This is a genomic window from Actinoplanes lobatus, assembly GCF_014205215.1.
Taxonomy (GTDB): Bacteria; Actinomycetota; Actinomycetes; order Mycobacteriales; family Micromonosporaceae; genus Actinoplanes; species Actinoplanes lobatus.
In genome coordinates this window covers 9410055-9427847 of sequence record NZ_JACHNC010000001.1, presented here as the reverse complement: position 1 = coordinate 9427847, position 17793 = coordinate 9410055, and the positions used below count along the sequence as shown (strand labels likewise).

Annotated in this window: 20 protein-coding genes; 6 read left to right on the top strand and 14 right to left on the bottom strand. The window is 72.1% G+C overall.

Annotation, left to right across the window (positions count from 1 at the left end; translation table 11 throughout):
* Positions 1-44: 44 nt before the first annotated feature.
* Together BJ964_RS42875 and BJ964_RS42870 are read left to right on the top strand one after the other, a co-directional pair.
* Positions 45-749 (top strand): response regulator transcription factor, encoded by a 705-nt coding sequence (locus BJ964_RS42875; RefSeq protein WP_188126005.1) that lies wholly within the window; start codon positions 45-47, stop codon positions 747-749.
* On the top strand, positions 746-2527 hold the full coding sequence (locus tag BJ964_RS42870; RefSeq protein ID WP_188126004.1) for a sensor histidine kinase: 1782 nt from the start codon (positions 746-748) through the stop codon (positions 2525-2527). Before BJ964_RS42875 ends, BJ964_RS42870 begins: the two co-directional genes overlap by 4 nt.
* Here the strand turns inward: BJ964_RS42870 and BJ964_RS42865 are convergent.
* The 5 genes from BJ964_RS42865 to BJ964_RS42845 all read right to left on the bottom strand — a co-directional run bounded on the left by BJ964_RS42865 (position 2499) and on the right by BJ964_RS42845 (position 7502).
* Complete coding sequence (locus BJ964_RS42865; protein WP_188126003.1) at positions 2499-4985, bottom strand: DEAD/DEAH box helicase; 2487 nt, start codon at positions 4983-4985, stop codon at positions 2499-2501. The genes BJ964_RS42870 and BJ964_RS42865 overlap by 29 nt on opposite strands.
* A 62-nt stretch (positions 4986-5047) precedes the next feature.
* Positions 5048-5791: a hypothetical protein gene (locus BJ964_RS42860; RefSeq protein WP_188126002.1), complete on the bottom strand. Its 744-nt coding sequence runs from the start codon at positions 5789-5791 to the stop codon at positions 5048-5050.
* A gap of 75 nt (positions 5792-5866) precedes the next feature.
* Positions 5867-7009, bottom strand: a complete 1143-nt coding sequence (locus BJ964_RS42855) for a WXG100 family type VII secretion target (RefSeq protein ID WP_188126001.1) — start codon at positions 7007-7009, stop codon at positions 5867-5869.
* Positions 7009-7290, bottom strand: coding sequence for a hypothetical protein (locus BJ964_RS42850; RefSeq protein WP_188126000.1), 282 nt, complete (start codon positions 7288-7290; stop codon positions 7009-7011). Before BJ964_RS42850 ends, BJ964_RS42855 begins: the two co-directional genes overlap by 1 nt.
* A complete protein-coding gene (locus BJ964_RS42845; protein ID WP_229806744.1) occupies positions 7287-7502 on the bottom strand; it encodes an SAV_915 family protein in 216 nt (71 codons plus the stop codon). The genes BJ964_RS42850 and BJ964_RS42845 overlap by 4 nt, the downstream gene beginning before the upstream one ends.
* A 257-nt stretch (positions 7503-7759) precedes the next feature.
* Between BJ964_RS42845 and BJ964_RS42840 the strand changes: the two genes are divergently transcribed.
* The gene (locus BJ964_RS42840; protein ID WP_188125998.1) at positions 7760-8332 is read left to right on the top strand and encodes a DUF1707 SHOCT-like domain-containing protein; all 573 of its coding nucleotides are present in this window, start codon (positions 7760-7762) and stop codon (positions 8330-8332) included.
* Between the two features lie 51 nt (positions 8333-8383).
* Here the strand turns inward: BJ964_RS42840 and BJ964_RS42835 are convergent, their stop codons facing one another.
* From BJ964_RS42835 to BJ964_RS42815, 6 genes are all read right to left on the bottom strand, one after another.
* Entirely contained in the window at positions 8384-9238 is an 855-nt protein-coding gene (locus tag BJ964_RS42835) for a hypothetical protein (RefSeq protein WP_188125997.1), read from the bottom strand.
* Between the two features lie 25 nt (positions 9239-9263).
* Positions 9264-10451, bottom strand: coding sequence for a WXG100 family type VII secretion target (locus tag BJ964_RS42830; protein ID WP_188125996.1), 1188 nt, complete (start codon positions 10449-10451; stop codon positions 9264-9266).
* Positions 10451-10732 carry a hypothetical protein gene (locus BJ964_RS42825; protein WP_188125995.1) on the bottom strand — a complete coding sequence of 94 codons (282 nt, stop codon included), beginning with the start codon at positions 10730-10732 and terminating at the stop codon, positions 10451-10453. The genes BJ964_RS42830 and BJ964_RS42825 overlap by 1 nt, the downstream gene beginning before the upstream one ends.
* On the bottom strand, positions 10729-10932 hold the full coding sequence (locus BJ964_RS49650) for an SAV_915 family protein (protein ID WP_407650865.1): 204 nt from the start codon (positions 10930-10932) through the stop codon (positions 10729-10731). The genes BJ964_RS42825 and BJ964_RS49650 overlap by 4 nt, the downstream gene beginning before the upstream one ends.
* 173 nt (positions 10933-11105) lie before the next feature.
* Positions 11106-11294: a DUF1918 domain-containing protein gene (locus BJ964_RS42820; RefSeq protein ID WP_188125994.1), complete on the bottom strand. Its 189-nt coding sequence runs from the start codon at positions 11292-11294 to the stop codon at positions 11106-11108.
* 143 nt (positions 11295-11437) lie between these two features.
* Positions 11438-12022, bottom strand: a complete 585-nt coding sequence (locus BJ964_RS42815; RefSeq protein ID WP_188125993.1) for a DoxX family membrane protein — start codon at positions 12020-12022, stop codon at positions 11438-11440.
* A gap of 230 nt (positions 12023-12252) precedes the next feature.
* On the opposite strand from BJ964_RS42815, the gene BJ964_RS48820 reads away from it, so the two are divergent.
* Positions 12253-12384 (top strand): hypothetical protein, encoded by a 132-nt coding sequence (locus BJ964_RS48820; RefSeq protein ID WP_262479430.1) that lies wholly within the window; start codon positions 12253-12255, stop codon positions 12382-12384.
* Positions 12385-12435: 51 nt separating this feature from the next.
* Here BJ964_RS48820 and BJ964_RS42810 read toward each other — a convergent pair whose 3' ends face one another.
* Together BJ964_RS42810 and BJ964_RS42805 are read right to left on the bottom strand one after the other, a co-directional pair.
* Positions 12436-12888 (bottom strand): universal stress protein, encoded by a 453-nt coding sequence (locus tag BJ964_RS42810; protein ID WP_188125992.1) that lies wholly within the window; start codon positions 12886-12888, stop codon positions 12436-12438.
* Positions 12889-12981: 93 nt separating this feature from the next.
* Positions 12982-13848, bottom strand: a complete 867-nt coding sequence (locus BJ964_RS42805; RefSeq protein WP_188125991.1) for a universal stress protein — start codon at positions 13846-13848, stop codon at positions 12982-12984.
* Between the two features lie 223 nt (positions 13849-14071).
* On the opposite strand from BJ964_RS42805, the gene BJ964_RS42800 reads away from it, so the two are divergent.
* Together BJ964_RS42800 and BJ964_RS42795 are read left to right on the top strand one after the other, a co-directional pair.
* The gene (locus BJ964_RS42800; protein ID WP_188125990.1) at positions 14072-14347 is read left to right on the top strand and encodes a hypothetical protein; all 276 of its coding nucleotides are present in this window, start codon (positions 14072-14074) and stop codon (positions 14345-14347) included.
* A gap of 23 nt (positions 14348-14370) precedes the next feature.
* Positions 14371-14937: a histidine phosphatase family protein gene (locus BJ964_RS42795; RefSeq protein ID WP_188125989.1), complete on the top strand. Its 567-nt coding sequence runs from the start codon at positions 14371-14373 to the stop codon at positions 14935-14937.
* Positions 14938-14944: 7 nt separating this feature from the next.
* On the opposite strand, the gene BJ964_RS42790 is transcribed toward BJ964_RS42795, so the two are convergent.
* A complete protein-coding gene (locus tag BJ964_RS42790) occupies positions 14945-17641 on the bottom strand; it encodes an AAA family ATPase (RefSeq protein ID WP_188125988.1) in 2697 nt (898 codons plus the stop codon).
* Positions 17642-17793: the final 152 nt, after the last annotated feature.

The following is a 17793-nucleotide window of genomic DNA, read 5'->3' as shown; positions in this document are numbered from 1 at the left end:
TCGGTTTCTCGCATTTCTTGGCCGCCTGGACCCGCTGCATCACAATGCGAACCGTGACAGCGCGCATCCTGGTGGCCGACGACGACCCGAAACACGCCCAGCTGATCCGCCTCTACCTGGAGCGGGAGGGTCATCAGGTGCTCACCGTCGGTGACGGCCGGGCGGCGCTGGAGCAGACCCGGGCCCGCCGTCCGGACCTGCTGGTGCTGGACTGGATGATGCCCGAGGTCGACGGCCTCGACGTGTGCCGGATCCTGCGCGCCGACCCGGACCCGGCCCTCGCCGACGTGGCGATCCTGCTGGTCACCGCCCGCTCCGGGGAGAACGACATGCTGCTCGGCCTGGACATCGGCGCCGACGACTACCTGAGCAAGCCGGTCAGCCCGCGCGAGCTGACCGCCCGCATCCGGGCGCTGCTGCGCCGTACCCGTGGCTCCGACGCCACCGAGGTGCTGCGCGTCGGCGCGCTCGAGGTGGACACCCCCCGGTTCGAGGTCCGCGTCGCCGGCGCCCCGGTCCGGCTGACCGCCAAGGAGTTCGGCATCCTCGAACTGCTGGCCCGCGAACCCGGCCGGGTCTTCACCCGCGGGCAGATCCTGGACAAGACGTTCGGCTTCGAGAACGAGGTCTCCGAGCGCACCGTCGACGCGCACGTGGTCAACCTGCGCCGCAAGATCGAGGTCAACCCGGCCGAGCCCCGGTACGTGCAGACCGTCTACGGCCGCGGCTACCGGATGGCCGAGCAGTGAGTTTCCGCCTGCGGATCTTCCTGCTGGTGCTGGTGGTGGCCGGCACCGCGATCGGGGCGACCGCCTGGCTCACCCTGAGCCTCACCTCCCGCGCCGTGGCGAACGCCGAGGAGGCCCGCGACCGGCACCAGGCCGAGATCGTCGACGAGATCCGCCGCTACGGCGTCGTGCACGGGCAGTGGACCGGCATCGACCAGGTGGTCGGGCGCCTGGCCGCCACCACCGGCCTGCACATCCGGGTGGAGACCCGTGACACCGAGGTGCTGGTGGACTCCGACACCATGGAGGACCGGGAGACCGGCCCGGTCCAGCGGCTGCCCGCCAACGTCGAGCCGGTGCCGGTGCTCTCCGACGACATCGTGCGGGCCGCCGACGCGCTCGGCTCGGTGGCGATGAGCAAGAAGGAACTGGCCGCGCTCGAGTCGCCGAAGGAACGGACCCCGCCACTGCCACGGCTGCCGGCCGACCTACTCGGCCCGGAACCCCCCGGCAGCCGCCCCGAAGTGCGGGCGCTGCTCCAGCTGGCCAAGTACCGGGCCGCGCTCCAGGCCGCCGACTGCATGGCCCAGGACACCGGCACGATCGGCGTCCTCGACACCGACCAGCCGCCCTACCTCAGCGAGCAGCGCCGCACCGCGTCGCCGTCCTGCGCGGCCACCGGATCCGCCCGGATCCACGACGACTGGGAGTGGCTCGACAACGCGTGGTCGCGGCTGTCCAGTTGCCGTTTCGCGGCCGACGCCTACGACCAGTGCCTCGTCGAAGAGTTCGTGGCCTTGGCGGCGAGCTCGTCGGTCGTACCGGTGCGGGTCTTCTTCGGCGTGCGGCAGGGCACCGAGCTGGACGGATTGCAGCGGCCCGGTGTGTTCGGCGCCTTCGCCCTGCTGCTGGCCGCCGCCGCCGGCACCGCCTGGATAGCCCGCCGGGTCAGCCGGCCGGTCCGGCTGCTCACCGGCGCCTCCCTGCAACTGGCCGCCGGCCGCCTCGACGTGCGGGTGCCCACCCACGGCCAGGACGAGCTGGCCCGGCTGTCCGGCGCGTTCAACGCCATGGCCGAGGCGCTCCAGCGCAGCGAGGAACGCCAGCGGCGGCTGGTCGCCGACGTCGCGCACGAGCTGCGGACGCCGCTGTCGAACCTGCGCGGCTACCTGGAGGGCCTCGCCGACGGGGTGGTCGAGCCGTCCCCTGAGCTGTTCGCCTCCCTGCACGAGGAGACCCTGCTCCAGCGGCGCATCCTCGACGACCTCCAGATGCTGGCACTCGCCGAGGCGGGCGCCCTCGGCTACGACCCGATCCCGGTGGACCTGCCCGAACTGGTCGAGGCCGCCGTCACCGCGCACCGGGCGGTGGCGCAGAACGCCGGCGTCGAACTGGTCGCCGACCTCCCCGGCCCGCTCGAGGTGTTCGTCGACCCGGACCGCACCCGTCAGGTGCTCAGCAACCTGCTCACCAACGCCATCCGCTACACCGACGCCGGCGGCCGGGTCGAGATGCGGGTCACCCGCGACGGCCCCGAGGCGGTCCTGACCGTCCGCGACACCGGCGTCGGCATGAGCGCCGACGAGGTGTCCCGCGTCTTCGACCGGTTCTGGCGCGCCGACCCGGCCCGGCAGCGCGCCACCGGCGGCTCCGGGCTGGGCCTGACCATCGTCCGCCGGATCGTCGCCGACCAGGGCGGCGAGGTCACCGCCAGCAGCGAACCCGGGCTGGGGACCACCTTCACCGTACGGCTGCCGGCGGTCACCGGGATCAGTGTGGACCCACCGCCGTCACCGTGATCGCCGCGGTGCCGGCCTCGTCCGAGGCGGCCAGGTCGACGGTGGCGTCGATGCCCCAGTCGTGGTCGCCCTCCGGGTCCTCGAACACCTGCCGCACCGTCCACACCGCCGGGCCCTGCTCGATGTGCAGGAACGCCGGACCGCGCGCGGCCGGGCCGGTACCCAGCTCGTCGTACTCCTCGTAGTACTCCTGGATCGCCTGCTGCCAGCGCTCCGACGTCCAGCCGTTCTCCGCGTCCATCTCGCCGAGCAGATCCCAGCGGCGCAGCGCGGCCAGCTCCACCCGCCGGAACATGGCGTTGCGCACCAGCACCCGGAAGGCACGGGCGTTGCGGGTGACCGCCGGCGGCTTGTCGTCGATGCGCACCTCCTCGGGCTCGGCGCCCGGGTTCTGCAGCCGCGCCCACTCGTCCAGCAGACTCGAGTCGACCTGCCGGACCAGCTCGCCCAGCCACTCGATCAGGTCGGTCAGCTCCTCGGTGCGGGCGTCCTCCGGCACCGTCTGCCGCAGCGCCCGGTACGCGTCCGCCAGGTACCGCAGCACCAGGCCCTCCGACCGGGACAGGCCGTAGAACGAGATGTACTCGGTGAACGTCATCGCCCGCTCGTACATGTCCCGGACCACCGACTTGGGCCGCAGCTCGTAGTCGGCCACCCACGGATGCCCGCGCCGGTACGTCTCGTACGCCGCCTCCAGGAGCTCCCGCAGCGGCATCGGCCAGGACACCTCCTCGAGCAGCTCCATCCGCTGCTCGTACTCGATGCCCTCGGCCTTCATGGCGTTGACCGCCTCGCCCCGCGCCTTCTGCCGCTGCGCCGACACCACCTGCCGCGGATCCTCCAGCGTCGACTCGATCACCGACACCACGTCCAGCGGGTACTCCGGCGCCTCCCGGTCCAGCAGCTCCAGGCAGGCCAGCGCGAACGGCGACAGCGCCTGGTTCAGCGCGAAGTCCAGCTGAAGATCCTCGACGAGCCGGTAAGACCCCTCATCGGTACGCTCGATGACGCCCCCGGCGATCAGGGCACGCGCGATACCGATCGTCCGCCGGATCAGCCTACGTTGCGACGGCCGCTCCTCGTGGTTCTCCGTCAGAAGGTGCTTCAGAGCGGGGTACGGGTCACCGCCGCGGTTCATCACGTTCAGCAGCATCGCGTGGCTCATCTGGAACGACGACGTCAGCGGCTCCGGCTCGGCCTCCACCAGCCGGTCGAAGGTGGGCCGGCCCCAGCCGATCTGCCCCTCCGGCGGCTTCTTGCGCACCACCTTGCGCCGCTTCTTCGGGTCGTCACCGGCCTTCGCCAGCGCCCGCTCGTTGTCGATCACGTGCTCCGGCGCCTGCACGATCACCGTGCCGATGGTGTCGAACCCGGCCCGGCCCGCCCGGCCCGCGATCTGATGGAACTCGCGCGCCTTCAACAGGCGGGTCCGCACCCCGTCGTACTTCGACAGGCCGGTGAACAGCACCGTACGGATCGGGACGTTGATGCCGACACCCAGCGTGTCGGTGCCGCAGATGACCTTCAACAGGCCGGCCTGGGCCAGCGTCTCCACCAGGCGGCGGTACTTCGGCAGCATCCCGGCGTGGTGCACGCCGATACCGTGCCGGACCAGCCGCGACAGCGTACGCCCGAAACCGGCGGTGAACCGGAAGTTGCCGATCGCCGCGGCGATCGCGTCCTTCTCCGCCCGCGTGCACATGTTGATGCTCATCAGCGACTGCGCCCGCTCCAGCGCCGCCGCCTGCGTGAAATGCACGATGTAGACCGGCGACTGCTTGGTCGACAGCAGCTCCTCGATCGTCTCGTGCAGCGGCGTCATCGCGTACTCGAAGATCAGCGGAACCGGCCGCTCCGCGTTCGCCACCACCGCGGTCTCCCGCCCGGTACGCCGGGTCAGGTCGTCGACGAACCGCGAGGTGTCGCCGAGCGTCGCCGACATCAGCACGAACTGCGCCTGCGGCAGCTCCAGCAGCGGCACCTGCCAGGCCCAGCCCCGGTCCGGCTCGGCGTAGAAATGGAACTCGTCCATCACCACCTGGCCGACGTCGGCGTCCGCGCCCTCCCGCAACGCCAGGTTCGCCAGGATCTCCGCGGTGCAGCAGACGATCGGGGCGTCCGCGTTCACACTCGCGTCACCGGTCAGCATGCCCACGTTCTGCGCGCCGAATGTCGCACACAGGGCGAAGAACTTCTCACTCACCAGCGCCTTGATCGGCGCCGTGTAGAAGGTGGTCCGGTCGCCGGCCAGCGCCGCGAAATGCGCGCCGGTCGCCACCAGGCTCTTCCCCGAGCCGGTCGGCGTGTTCAGGATGACGTTCGCGCCGGTCGCGATCTCGATCAGCGCCTCCTCCTGATGCGGATACAGGGTCAGGCCCTGCTCCGTCACCCACGATTGAAAGGCGTCGAAGACGGCGTCAGGTTCGGAGGATCCCGGGATGCGATCGGTCAGCGTCATGATCGGTCAAGTGTGTCAGCTCCCCCCGAACGCGGCGTACAGGGGACCACCGCTGCCGGCGATCACCGCGGCGATCGGAGACCGAACCGTCGCTGCCCGACCCGTTGCAGCGCTGCGCCGGACGCCAGTTCACCCCGGTGCTCCGGGTGACCGTGGTAATGCTGCAGGGTTCGCAGAACGACGACCGGGTCGTCCGCCAGCCATCCGCCGCGGATCACCATCGACGGCAGCATGAATCCCCCTCGCCCACCGAGCCGGGTCGGCCACGTGAAGGTCACGTCCACGGCGCCGGTCACCATCGGATGCACGATGATGAGGGGTGACCCCCGTTCGGCCGCGTGCCGCACATCGACGACGTGCTCCCAGGCGAGCCGATGGGTGAAACCCGGCCCGTGATGCTCCAGCCCGGCCGGCGTGAGCCGCAGCCTGCCACGCCCGCCGTACAGCAGCCGCACCACCACCCACCCGAAGAGGAAGGCCCCGCTGAACGCGACGAGCGCCACGACGAGGCCGGTGGTTCCGCCGGCGGCCAGGAAGGCGAGGCCACCGAGCAGGAGGGCCAGCGCCATCAGAACCGCGAAGCCGCCCATCCAGTAGTAGGACCATCCGGAGTACCGGAACGTCAGACCGTTGTGAACCAGTCGCGGCGCCACCGCCCGCCGGGGGCGCCACCAGAGATGGGCACAGAGGCCGGAGAGCTGGCCGAGAAAGACCGCGGCCGCACCGAATCCGACCGCGCCCAGCGGATCTCCGTCGACGGCCGAGCCCACCGCGGTGGCCGCGGACACGCCCGTCAAAAGGATCATCGAAACAAGTGACACCTTGAAGCCGGTTCCCGGGCCCATGCCCTCCCACGGCGAATCCTCGGTCATCGCGGTCCCCTAGAAGATCTTGCGCCAGATCTCGGCGGCATCGTCACCCACGTCGCTGATCGCCCTACCGACCGCTGCCTGCCCATCGTCGAAGGCGTCCCGGACGCCTTCCGGCATCCGGTCGTACACCGCGTCGGTGATGCCACTCGCGACAAGGCCTCCGACGACAGCCCCGGCAGCGACCCCGATGACGGTGCCGACCGGGCCGAGAGAGGTCCCGATGACCGCCCCGGCGGCCATGCCGCCGAGAATCGAGCCACCGATGCTGGCCGCTCCGGAGGCGACCGCCTTCACCGCGGGTTTGCCGTGCTGGATGTCGTAGCCGACACCGGCGGCGGTGATGGCGTATCCGATCACGGGGATCTTGCCCGCGAATCGCGCGCCGAGCGAGGCGGCACGGGCCTCCGCCGCGTGTCCCTCCGTGGTTAGCTCGGACATCATCCTGATGAGCGACCTGGAGTGCGCCGATCCACCCTGCGACGCCTTGTAGTGGGCCTCGAGCTTCTTGACCTGTTCGAGTGCCTCCTCCCCATGCGCGCGGACGGTGGCGATGTGCTTCCTGAGAAACCCGCCGTAGACGCCGTTGACGAGGTCCCCGGTGGCGAAGAACCACTTCTTCGTCACGTCGTCGTACATGTTCTTGAGGACGTCCGTTCCGAACCGGATCGCCGCTGTCCCTTTGCGGGCCTCCCCTTCGGCCAGAACATAGGCGTCGGCCTGCCGTTGGTGCAGGGCTACCGCCTCGGTGTGCGCGGCGAGCTGCGCCGGGGCGGCCGTCGTGTCCGGGCCGGCCGGGGCTGTGCCTGGGTCCTGGATCACGAACCCGTCGACCGGCAGGCCGCCGCCGGCCGCGATCTCCCGTGCGTTGACCATGTGTTGCTGTGCCCGCGCCAACTGGTCCGCATACTCGGTGAGCGCGTCGGCGGTGCTCCTGAGCTGAGCGTGCAGCCCGTCCGCGGTGGTCACGTCCGCCGACATCCGGTTCTGAAACGCCGCGCCGGCGGCTCCCCGCCAACCTGACGTGGCGTCGCCGCGAACCGTGTTCATCGTTGTCGCGCCTGCGGCGACCTCGGAGGCCAGCCGCCCACGTAGCCAGTCGGCGGTCATGTGCACCTGCTCCGGGCGCCCGTCGACGCGAGTGTCGATCGGCATCAGGACGCCCTACGGATGAACGACCCGGCGGCGGCGTCCTCCTCCGTGTACAAACGGTTGGCCTCGGTGATGCGAGATCCGATCGCCCGCAGATCCCCGGCCAGCTTCGCGGCGTTGCCGCAGAGCAGGGCCAGAACGTCAGCCACCAGTGGCGTAGCCAGTCCCGCGTCCGGGGGAGCGGGGGCAGCGGCGCCGGTCGCGTCGACGTCCTGGCCGGCTCGGTCCAAGCGGTCGGCGATCGCGTCGAGCAGCGTCGTGTCGATGTCCAGGCGGTCGGTCATGGCTGATCTCCTTCCGCGCCACGCCGTAGTCGCTCGGGTATACACACGTCGAGCAGAATCAGTTCGAAACCGGTCGCTTCCCGGATCCGTTCCAGCTCGGTGGCGGGTAGGACGGTCCACGGCTGGCTCTCGCCGCAGTTCTCCACCAAACGGTCCAGAGCCGAATAGACGAGAAGCGCGACCTGTCCGGACTGGGTGGGACGCAGATCCACAGCGAGTTCCGTATCGCCTGCGCGAACCGGTGAGCAGGGAACATAGATGTACGGGGGAAGTGCTCGCCGAGTCGGTGGCTCGCCGTCGGTGGTGGAGTGATCGGGCATGGTCGCCTCCGCTCGCCCGGCCGAGAGCAAGCACGCTATGCGCCGGACGGCAGCCGCCCACACCTTCGTCCTTGATCCGACCGATCCGAGTCCGTTTGCGCCGCGCTCTGCCCGCTCACGGTTGCGATCGGGTTGTAGAGTCGGCGGGCGTGACGCTTCCGATCTCCGACGGAGACCGCGAACGGGTGGCCGATGAACTGCAACAGGCTTGCGGTGACGGGCGGATCACCCTTGAGGAGTTCAGCGTACGGGTGGGCGCGGCTTGGTCGGCCGCCACCGACGTCGAGCTGTCCCGTGCCACCGAAGGGCTCGCCCCGGTGCCCGTTGTCGGGACGGCCCGCACCGTGGACAAGGTCGTCACCATTCTCAGCCAGCGCAAACGGCGCGGCCGATGGCGGCTGCGGTCCGGGCGGCTGGGCAGTTTCACCCTGTTCGGCTCGACCCACCTCGACCTGCGTGACGTCGTCACCGGCGCCGACGTCATCGAGATCGACGGCCTGTGCCTGTTCGGCGAGCTGAAGGTCACCGTCCCCGAGGGTGTCGAGGTCGATCTCGACGGCGCCAGCGTCCTCAGCTCCGAGGAGGTGCGGCTCGCGGCCGTGCCCCGGCTGCCCGGCACCCCGGAGATCCGGGTCCGGGTGAACGCCTGGTTCAGCTCCGTCGAGATCCGCTCCCGCGGCCCGGCCAGGGACTCCTTCTGGTCCCGCCTGCGCGGCGACTGACCCCACACCTCACCCGCGCGCCGACGCCCCGCCCAGAGTGGTGCAGCTTGCTCATGCGGTCGGGAAGCGCCGCTGCGCGATCCGCTCCAGCGCGGCCTCGCCGGACAGTTCGCCGCGATGCTCGGGATGCTCCTGGTAGTGCCGTACCGTCCGGTAGACGAGCATCGGATCGGCGAGCAACCAGGGATCACGGACCACGATGTCCGGAAGAAGTGCCTGCTCGCGGACACCGAACCGAGCAGGGACGACGTTCCGGACGCGGACTTCGGCGGACGGTTCGAGGTGAACCATGACCGACCGCGCCCGGTTCACCGTGGCGGGCGCGACGAGGAGTACCGCGGACCAGGGCGCGTACTGCTCGAACGTCAAGCCGCGATGGTGCAGGCCCTGTGGGGTGAGGATCAGCTTCCCCGGGGCTCGCGCCAGCATCAGCCCGTACAGCGCGATCAGCAGTAGCCCGGTCAGGGCGATCGCGATCGAGATCAGCCAGCCGAGGATGCCGTTCGAGAATCCGGCGGCGATGATCGGGGCCAGCGCCCCGACGGCGAACAGCACCACGGTCGTGGACCAGTAGTAACCCCAGGCCGAGTAACGGAACGAGACTCCCGCGCCGTCAGAGGTGCCGTCGATTCGTGGCGTGCGGGCACGTTGCCGCAACGGGCGCCAGCGCAGATAGACCGACAATCCGGCGACATGGCCGAACAGCAGGGCGCCCCACGCGCAGACGGCCGCGGCGATCCGGCTGCCTTCGGCGAGTGCCGCTACGGCGAGCCCTCCGAGCACCACCGCGAGAACGCTCAGGAAGATGACGACGAGGATGAGCAACGGTGATCGACCCGGTACCGGCCACGGCTCCTCCCGGTCGGTAGGCCCATCGCCGTCGAGGTGGAAATTCTGGGGGGACATGTCCGGCTCCGTCTCGACGTCGCGATCAGAAGATGGCGTTCAGAACCTTCTTTGCGCCGTTGCCGAGCGCCTCGTTGACCTCGCCGACCGCCGCGGCGGCAGCCTGGTTCGCTGCGCCGATGGTCTTGTTGACCGTGTCGACTCCGTCACCGATCGTCTCGAAAGCGACCTGATGCGCGGTTCCGATCGCCCGGTTTATCTCGTCTCGATGGTCGTAGGCGACGTCGAGCACCGCGCTGACCGCGGTTCCGGCGGCCGCGCCCAGGGTCGCGCCGACGACGGTGCCCACCGGACCTCCGAGGACGGTGCCGATACCCGCGCCGACGAGGACCGCCACGCCCGCGCCACCGATGCCGGAGATGATCGCCTTCGTCGCCGGCTTGCCGTGCGTGATGTCGTAGCCGATACCGGCCGCGGTGACACCCAGCCCGATGAGCGGAATCCTGCTTCCCGCCCGGCGTGCGATGTTCGTCGCCTTGACGTCGAGTTTCTGAGCTTCCAGGTGTTTGGCGAACGCGGCATTGTTCAGCGCCTGGGACTTCGGCGTGCCGCCCGGCGTCTTCCGGTATTCCGTCGCGAGATCGGTGCTGGACTTCTTCGCCAGCTCAGCCGCTTCGCTGAGGTCGGCGACACGCTTCGCCATCATTCCGCCGTAGACGCCTCCGTTGACGAAGTCGCCGACCATGAGGTGGTACTTCTGGCGCACGTCGTCCCACATGTTCTTGACGATCGCGTCGCCGACGCCCATGGCGGTCCGGCCCTTCTGGGCCTCGGCCTGCGCGAGGTGGTAAGCCTCTTGCTGTCGTCGATGGGTGGCCGCCGTCGTCGGGTCGTCGAGGCCCGCCCCGGTCGCGGGGGCGGTCCCGGGTTCGTGGATCACCGTGCCGTCGACCCGTAGGGCGGCACCGGCCGCGATCTCCCGGGCCCGCCGCATGTGGTCCTGTGCCTCGGCCAGGTGTTCGGCGTACCGGGTCAGGCCTGTGGAGGCGCTCTCGATGCCGGCGTGCAGATTTCGGGCCCGCTCGGAGTTGGTGGTCATCCGTGCCTGGAAAACGGCACCGGCGGCGCCGTTCCAGCCTTCCGTGGCGTCGGCGTGGGCGGATCGGAGGCTTGCGGCACTGGAGTTCACCTCGAAGGCGAGCTGGTCATGGAGCCAGCGTGCGGTGGCGGCCACCTGATCCGGCCGCCCGTCCAACCGGGTGTCGATCGGCATCAGAGCGTCCCGTTGATGCTCTGACCCGCGTTCCGATCCTCGCGGGCGTACACCTGGCGCGCGTCGGTCACCAGGCCGCCGATCTCGTGAAGACCGCCGACCAGCGTGCTCGAAGCCCCGAGAAGGGCTGCGAGCAGGTCGGCGACCAGGGGCGTCGCGGCCCCGGCGTCCGGGGACGGCGGGGCGGAGCCGCCGGACGCGTCGAGTGTCATGCCGGACCGGATCAGCCGTTCGGCGATCGCGTCGAGCAGCGCCGTGTCGACGTGCAGGCGGTCGGTCATCGTTCGTCCTCTCCCCGTCGAAGCTGCTGAGGTATACGCGCATCGATGAGAACGAGTTCGAATCCGGTGAGTGCCTGGATCCGGTCCAGATCCGTGACCGGGATCTGCGTCCAGGGCTGGCCCGTGCCGCAGCAGTCGACCAGCAGCTCCAGCGACGAGTAGACGAGCAGCGCCAGCCGCCCGTCCTCGGTGTGATGCAGGTCGAGGTGCAGTTCCGTGCTCCCGCGCGGCAGGGCCGCGCAGGGCAGGAAGACATGATGGGGGGTGTCGGCGGTCAGCGGTCCGGCCCTTCTCTCGCCGGTTCGGGACTCCGGAGCGTATGCACTCCGATCGCCGCAACCGCCGGGAAGTCCTTGATCCGACCGCGGTGCGTTCAGCGGCTGATGCCCTCCAGGTGGGTCTCGGGGCCGGGGAAGATCAGGCCGGTGTGGCCGTCGTCCCAGCGGACCTCGTACGGGGGTGTGCCGTCCTGGTGCCGCAGTTCGGTGATGATGCCGGCCTTGTTGCCGTCGCCGACGTGCTTGCCCTTCACCACGATGCGGTCACCCACGTGCGCGATCATCGTCGCCTCCCTTCGATGGCCTTCCAGCAGGATGCACCCGCCGGGGGTCGCGGGCACCGGGTTGGGCGGAATTCGTCACCACATGCGGAGGGAGCCCGGCCCTGTGGGGGCCGGGCTCCTGGGGTGGGGTGGGACGGGGTGGGTCAGATGAGCCAGCGGTTCTTGCGGACGAAGGGGAGCTTCGCCCACCAGCGGCCGAGGCCCCAGGTGTGGCCGGCGTAGGCCAGCGCCAGCACGACGGCGACGACACCGTAGACGATGTGGTAGTCGACCAGCGGGTTGGTCGAGTGGGTGGCCTCACCGGCGGCGGTCGCCTGGGCGAGCGGCCATTCGGCCAGCCACATGAAGCCCATCATCAGGCCGGCCGAGACGGCGGCGATCCGCAGGCCGATGCCGAGGATCAGAGCGGCCCCGATCCCGAGCAGGCCCAGCATGAACATCCAGTCGGCCCAGGGGGCGCCGGCGATGGTGTGGAAGAAGTCCTGGAACGGTCCGACCTCGACGCCGGCGAGGAAGCCCTTGGTGGGCGAGCCGCCGTTGATCCAGGCGCGCTCGGCCGGCGTCGCGTAGCCGAGCCCGAAAGTCTTGTCCAGAAAGGCCCACAGGAAGACGAAGCCGGTGGCGACACGAAGGACCGCCAGCGCCCGCGCGGCGCCGTGGGTGAGCATCGAGCCGGGTGCTTCGACGTTTTCCAGCTGGGCTGTGGTGGCGCGACCGATGGTGGCCATCTGGTCCTCCTTGGGACGTTGTCTGCACCTATGACTCTCCTCCGCCGTCGATGGCGCCACCGGTGCCGAACATCCCTTTCCGTGGCCGCCGAAGGGCCGTCCGTTTCGGGACGTTCGGCCTGCCGGCCGGGGACGGGCCGGAAGGCGGACGATCGGGACCATCGCCCACTGTCGGGGTGTACGGGGACGGAGCACGATCGGAGGGCCGAACACACCCGGGAGGTGCCCTCGTGGCCATCGTCGTGACGCTCATCGTCCTGCTGTTCCTGGTCCTGATCGTGGCCGGCCCGCTGCTGGAGTCGATCATCGACCGGATCTGGCCGCCCGACGGTCACCGGCGGCACGGCGCCGCCCGCCACTGAGACGGGAACGGGACGCGTCCTGGGGGCGCGTCCCGTTCCCTGCAAGTGGGGTCAGACGGTGGCCGGCTCGTGGGCCGGCACCGGGAGGACCACGACCGGGCAGGCGGCCATGCGTACGCAGGACTCGCTCACGGAGCCCAGTACGGTGTGCCGCACCCGGCTGTGGCCGTGACTGCCGAGGACCAGCATGTCGGCGCCACGGGCTGCGGCGGACAGCACCTCGGCGGGGGAGCCCTCGACGGCCTCGCCGGTCACCGGCAGGTGCGAGCCGCGCTCCTTGACCAGTTCCCGGATCTCGGCGTCGATCATCCACACGGCGCGTTCCTGTTCTTCGCCGCGGGATTCGGCCGGGGCCGGGCCGTAGTCGAGCCCGTCCCAGGACCAGGCGGTCACCGCCCGTACGGCGCCTCCGCGTGCGGCGGCCTCGGTGGCGGCCCAGCGCAGGGCCCGGCGGCCGCCTTCGGAGCCGTCGACGCCCACCACGATCAGATATCCGGTGCTCATCATTGCCTCCTCGGTGGGATTCCTTGCCCCGGATACGCCGGTCTACTCACGGCGTACCCCGGAATTTGATCTTGAAACGACGCGGAGCCGGCGTCAGGCGGCCTGCCGGTCGAGGTAGACCGGGCTGTCGGCGTGGTGCAGCAACTGCAGGCCGGTGGAGCCGAGCAGGGTGCCGGCGAGGGTGCCGTGGCCGCGGCTGCCGACGACGACCAGCTGGGCGCCGTGCGAGACGCCGGACAGCACGGACGCGGCGCTGTCGTGCGAGAGCAGCGCCTCCACCCGGACGTCCGGGAACCGCTCCCGCCACGGGGCGAGCTGCTCCTCGAGGTGCAGGCGCTCGGCGGCGTCCTCCTCGGGGGTGGGCACGGTCGCCGTGGCGACACCCATGTAGAGCGACAGCACCGGCAGGTAGGTGCGGATCACGGCGAGCGGGGCGCCCCGGGCGGCGGCCAGTTCGAAAGCGGTCCGCAGGGTGTGCTGGGACTGCTCGGACTCGTCGAAGCCGACCGCGACCGGGCCGTCGGTGACGTCGCCGCGGCCGCGGACCACGACCACCGGGACCCCGGCGTGCATGGCGACCCGCTGGCTGACCGAGCCGAGCACGAGGCTGGTGAAGCCGCCCCGGCCGCGGCTGCCGAGCACCAGCAGGTCGGCGTCGCCGGTCTGGGCCAGCAGGCGGGCGGCCGGGTTGCCGACCAGGATGTCGATCTCGGTCAGCAGTTCCGGGACGACCTCGCGGGCCAGTGCGGCGCCGGTGCGCGCCACCCCTTCGGCGATCTGCCGGGCCGCCGCGAAACCGCCGCCGTCGAGGTCGTAGCGGGCCTCGCCGTGCTGCCAGTCGATGACGTGGGTGACCCGGAGGGTGGCGTCGCGCCGTGCGGCCTCCCGGGCCGCCCAGCGGATCGCCGCCCGGCTCGACGCGGTGCCGTCGGTGGCGACGACGATGGTTGCGGTCCGCATGGCTCCTCCTCGGTGGGTTCCTGCCTCTCCATCCCACTCCGGTCGGCCGGTGCGGGTCAGGGGAATCGGTCCCCTCCGGCCGGGACCTTCGCTGCAACCGAACGGCGTTGTGAACGCGTCTCCCGTACGAGGGGTGCCCGGTGTGTCGAAACGGATCTTTCGGGCTTCACCTGCTGATCATTGCTTTGGGTGACGAGGATGTCACGTAGGGAGGTGGTAACCGATGATGATTCTCCTGGTGGCGACACTCGGTCTGATCGCCGCCGCAATCCTGGCCCTGTGGCCCGCACCGGGCGACCAGGCCCACCGGGCACCGGCCGCCGCGATCGCGGAGCCCGCGGAGACCGCCAGGCCGACCTGCCTCGAGGGCGTCCTCGCCGCCCAGCTGGTCGGCGGCGACATCACCCGCCCGCAGTACCTGCGGGCCATCGAACGGCTGGCCGCCCGGGACGAGGAGCGGCACCCGCTCGCCGTACCGGGGGACGACCGCCTGGCATGAGACGGCCCTGAGGGAGCGGCGGTATGGCGGAGATCGTGCTGATCCGGCACGGGCAGACCGAGTGGAGCGCCGAGGGCAGGCACACGTCGTACACCGATCTGCCGTTGACCGCGGAGGGTGAGCGGCAGGCGCGTGCCGCCGGGGAACGGATCGCCGGGCGGAGCTTCGCCGCGGTGCTCGCCAGCCCACGGCAACGGGCGCTGCGCACCGCGGAGCTGGCCGGGCTCACCGTGACCGAGGTGGTCGACGATCTGGCCGAGTGGGACTACGGCGAGTACGAGGGCGTCACCACGGCCGGTATCCGGGCCGGGCGGCCGGGGTGGTCGCTGTGGACCGACGGCTGCCCGGGCGGCGAGTCCCCGGCCGGGGTCGGCGCGCGGCTGGACCGGGTTCTGGCCCGCGCCCGCGGGTTCGGCGGAGATGTGGCCCTGGTGGCCCACGGGCACTGTCTGCGCGTGGCCGGCGCCCGCTGGATCGGGCTGCCGCCGGCCGGCGGTGGGCTGCTGCGCCTGGACACCGGCACGATCTCGGTCCTCGGGTTCGAACACGACGCCGACCCGGTGCTGCTCTCCTGGAACGCGGGCCGCTGACCCCGGCTCACCGGGCCGTGATCAGGCGCGCCATCTCGGTGCGGGAGCGGACCCCCAGGCGGGCGAAGACGTTGCGCAGATGGTGGTCCACCGTCCGCGGGCTCAGGTGCAGCTCCTGCGCCACCTCCCGGTTGGTGGCGCCACCGGCCACCAGCGACGCGATCCGTTCCTGCTGGGCGGTCAGCGCCGGGCCGGTGGGCGCCGGCGCCTCCACCCGTTCACCGGCGGCGCGCAGCTCGCGGACGCTCTGCGCCGCCCACGGCCCGGCGTCCATCAGCCGGAACGTCTCGGCGGCCCGGCGCAGATGGGTGCGTGCCGCCACGTGCCGCCGCTGCCGGCGCAGCAGCCGGCCGTAGAGCAGTTCGGTGTGCGCCCGCGGGAAGCCGGCCTCCCCGTCGTGGGCGAGCGCCGCGCCGAAGTGCCCGGCCGCGGCCTCGCCGTCGTCGGCCCGCAGTGCCCGGCACCGGTCCCGCAGCGCCAGCCAGCCCGGCTGCCCGGTCCGCCCCGACCAGCGGTCGAAGGCCACCGCGACCGGCTCCACCGGCTCCCGCAGGCCGATCTGCGCGGCGGCCTCCAGCAGGTGCGGCACCACCGCCACCCGCAGCAGCGCCGACCCCGGCCCGGGCGGTCCGGTCACCACGGCCAGCAGCCGTTCGGCGGCCGCCGGGAATCTCCCGTCGACCAGGTCGAGCAGGGCCAGCGCCCATTCGCACAGCGGCCGGGACGGGCCGTCGCCGACCGCCGCGATCCGGGTCAGCGCCGTCTCCCGGTCACCGACCAGGGCGGCCAGCACCGCCAGCACGGCCAGATGGGTGCCGGCCAGGATCGGCTGCCCGGTGCCGCGGGCCACCGCCGCGCCGTCCATGGCGGCCTCGTTCGCGGCCGGGTAGTCGCCGGCCGCCATCCCGGACAGGGCGGCCAGCTCCAGCGCCTGCGGAACCAGCACGGCCGCGCCGGCCTCGCGGGCCAGCACCGCCGCGCGCCCGGCCAGCGCACCGGCCCGGCGCGGGTCGCCGACCAGGATGCCGGCGGTCGCGGCGCGCAGCAGCGGGCCCGGTTCGGCGACCCGGTCGGCCAGCGCCACCGCCTCCCGGAGCCGTACGAACGCGCCCGGCTCGTCACCGTCGGCGATCCGCGCCAGCCCGGCGACATGGTGGAAGGCCAGCGCCACGGCGGGCGGCTCGTCACCGCGCTGCCCGGCGGCGACCCGGCGGGCCAGCGCCGAGTAGCGGCTCTGCTCCCCGGACCGGCAGGCCGACTCACCGGCCAGGGCGAGCGCCTCCAGGGCCGTGCCCGGATCGGTCTCGGCCAGTTCGGCGGCCACGTCCAGCAGCACGTCGCGGGCGCCCGGCCGGCCCTCCGGCAGGCTCATCTCGGCGGTCAGGCCGCGGGCCCGGACCCGGGCGTTGCCGCCGGCCGGCGGGATCCGGCGGATCAGCTGGCCGGCCTCGTGCGGGCGGCCGGCCAGCCACGCCGAGCGGGCCGCGTCCAGCAGCAGGCCGGCCCTTCCGCCGGGGGTGGGGGAGAGCGCCGCGGCGTACCGGCGGGCCTCGGCGGCCACCGCCGGATCCGCCGAGCGGGCGGCCTCGGCCAGTTCGCGCGCCAGCCGGTCGTCCGGCCCGGAGGCGGCCGCGGCGCGATGCAGCAGCGCGGGCAGGATCGCGCCACGCGCCTGGAGAATCCCGGCCACCGCGGCGTGGGCGGTCCGGCGCCGGGCCACCGGCATTTCCGTGTACGCCACCGCGCGCATCAACGGACTACGGAACCGCACGCCCGCCGCCGAGACGCTGACCAGCCCCGCCCGCTCGGCCGCCGCGAAGTCCCCGAGCACCGGCCCGGTCGCCTCGCCGGACGGGGACGCGGCGGCCAGCAGTGTGTCCGGGGAGGCGTCCGGGGCCGCGGCCGCGAGGTGCAGCAGGTGGCGGGTCCGGGGCGGCAGGGTGCTCAGTTCGGCGGCGAGCCGGCGGCGCAGCGGGCTGTCCGGGGGCAGCGACTCCGGCGGCGGGGCGTACCCGCGGCGCTGTTGCGGGGTGAGAGCGGCGGCCAGGTCGACCAGGGCGGCCGGGTTGCCGGCGGCCAGCTCGGTCAGCGTGCCGGCGACATCCTCGGCCAGGTCGGGGGCGTGACCGGCGAGGATCGCGCGGGACTCCACCGGGTCCAGCGGGGTGAGGCGGTGCACCGGCGGGCCGGGCGGTTCGGCGCCGGCCGGGAACGACCAGACCATGGCGACCCGCTCCGGGCCGAGGCGGCGGGCGGCGAACGTGAGCGCCTGCCAGGATGCCCGGTCCAGCAGGTGGGCGTCGTCGATCAGGCACAGCAGGGGGCGGGTGCGCGTCGCCGTACGCAGAAGGGCGAGGGTGGCGAGTCCGAGGGTGACCGGATCGCCGGGGCCGGCGCCGCAGAGAGCGTGCGCCAGCGCTTCGCGCGGCGCGGGAGCGAGGTGGGCGAGCCGGTCACCGACGGGGGTGAGCAGGCCGCGCAGTCCGGCGTACGTGAATTCGCGCTCGTCCGGATGCCCGCAGGCGGTGAGAACCGTCCAGCCTGGCTCGGCCGCGAACGTGCGCAGCAGGGTGGACCGTCCCTCGCCGGGGGCGCCGGAGACGACGAGGACGCCGCCCCGGCCGGACGCGGCGGCGGACAGGAGGCGGCCGATCTCGGTGTGCGCGGCCGGCCGAACTTTCTGCACTGCCGGTGCATCAAACATGCGGCGAGTGTTCCGTGCCGGGGGTCCGCGCGGAAGACCATTTCGGCTGATGAAATTTCCGGGATGTTGCCGGGCGATGACGCGACGTAGGTGATTTCGCCGATGTGTACCTGCCCGCGAAGTGCCGAAACTGACGCTCGTCGATCCGTTTC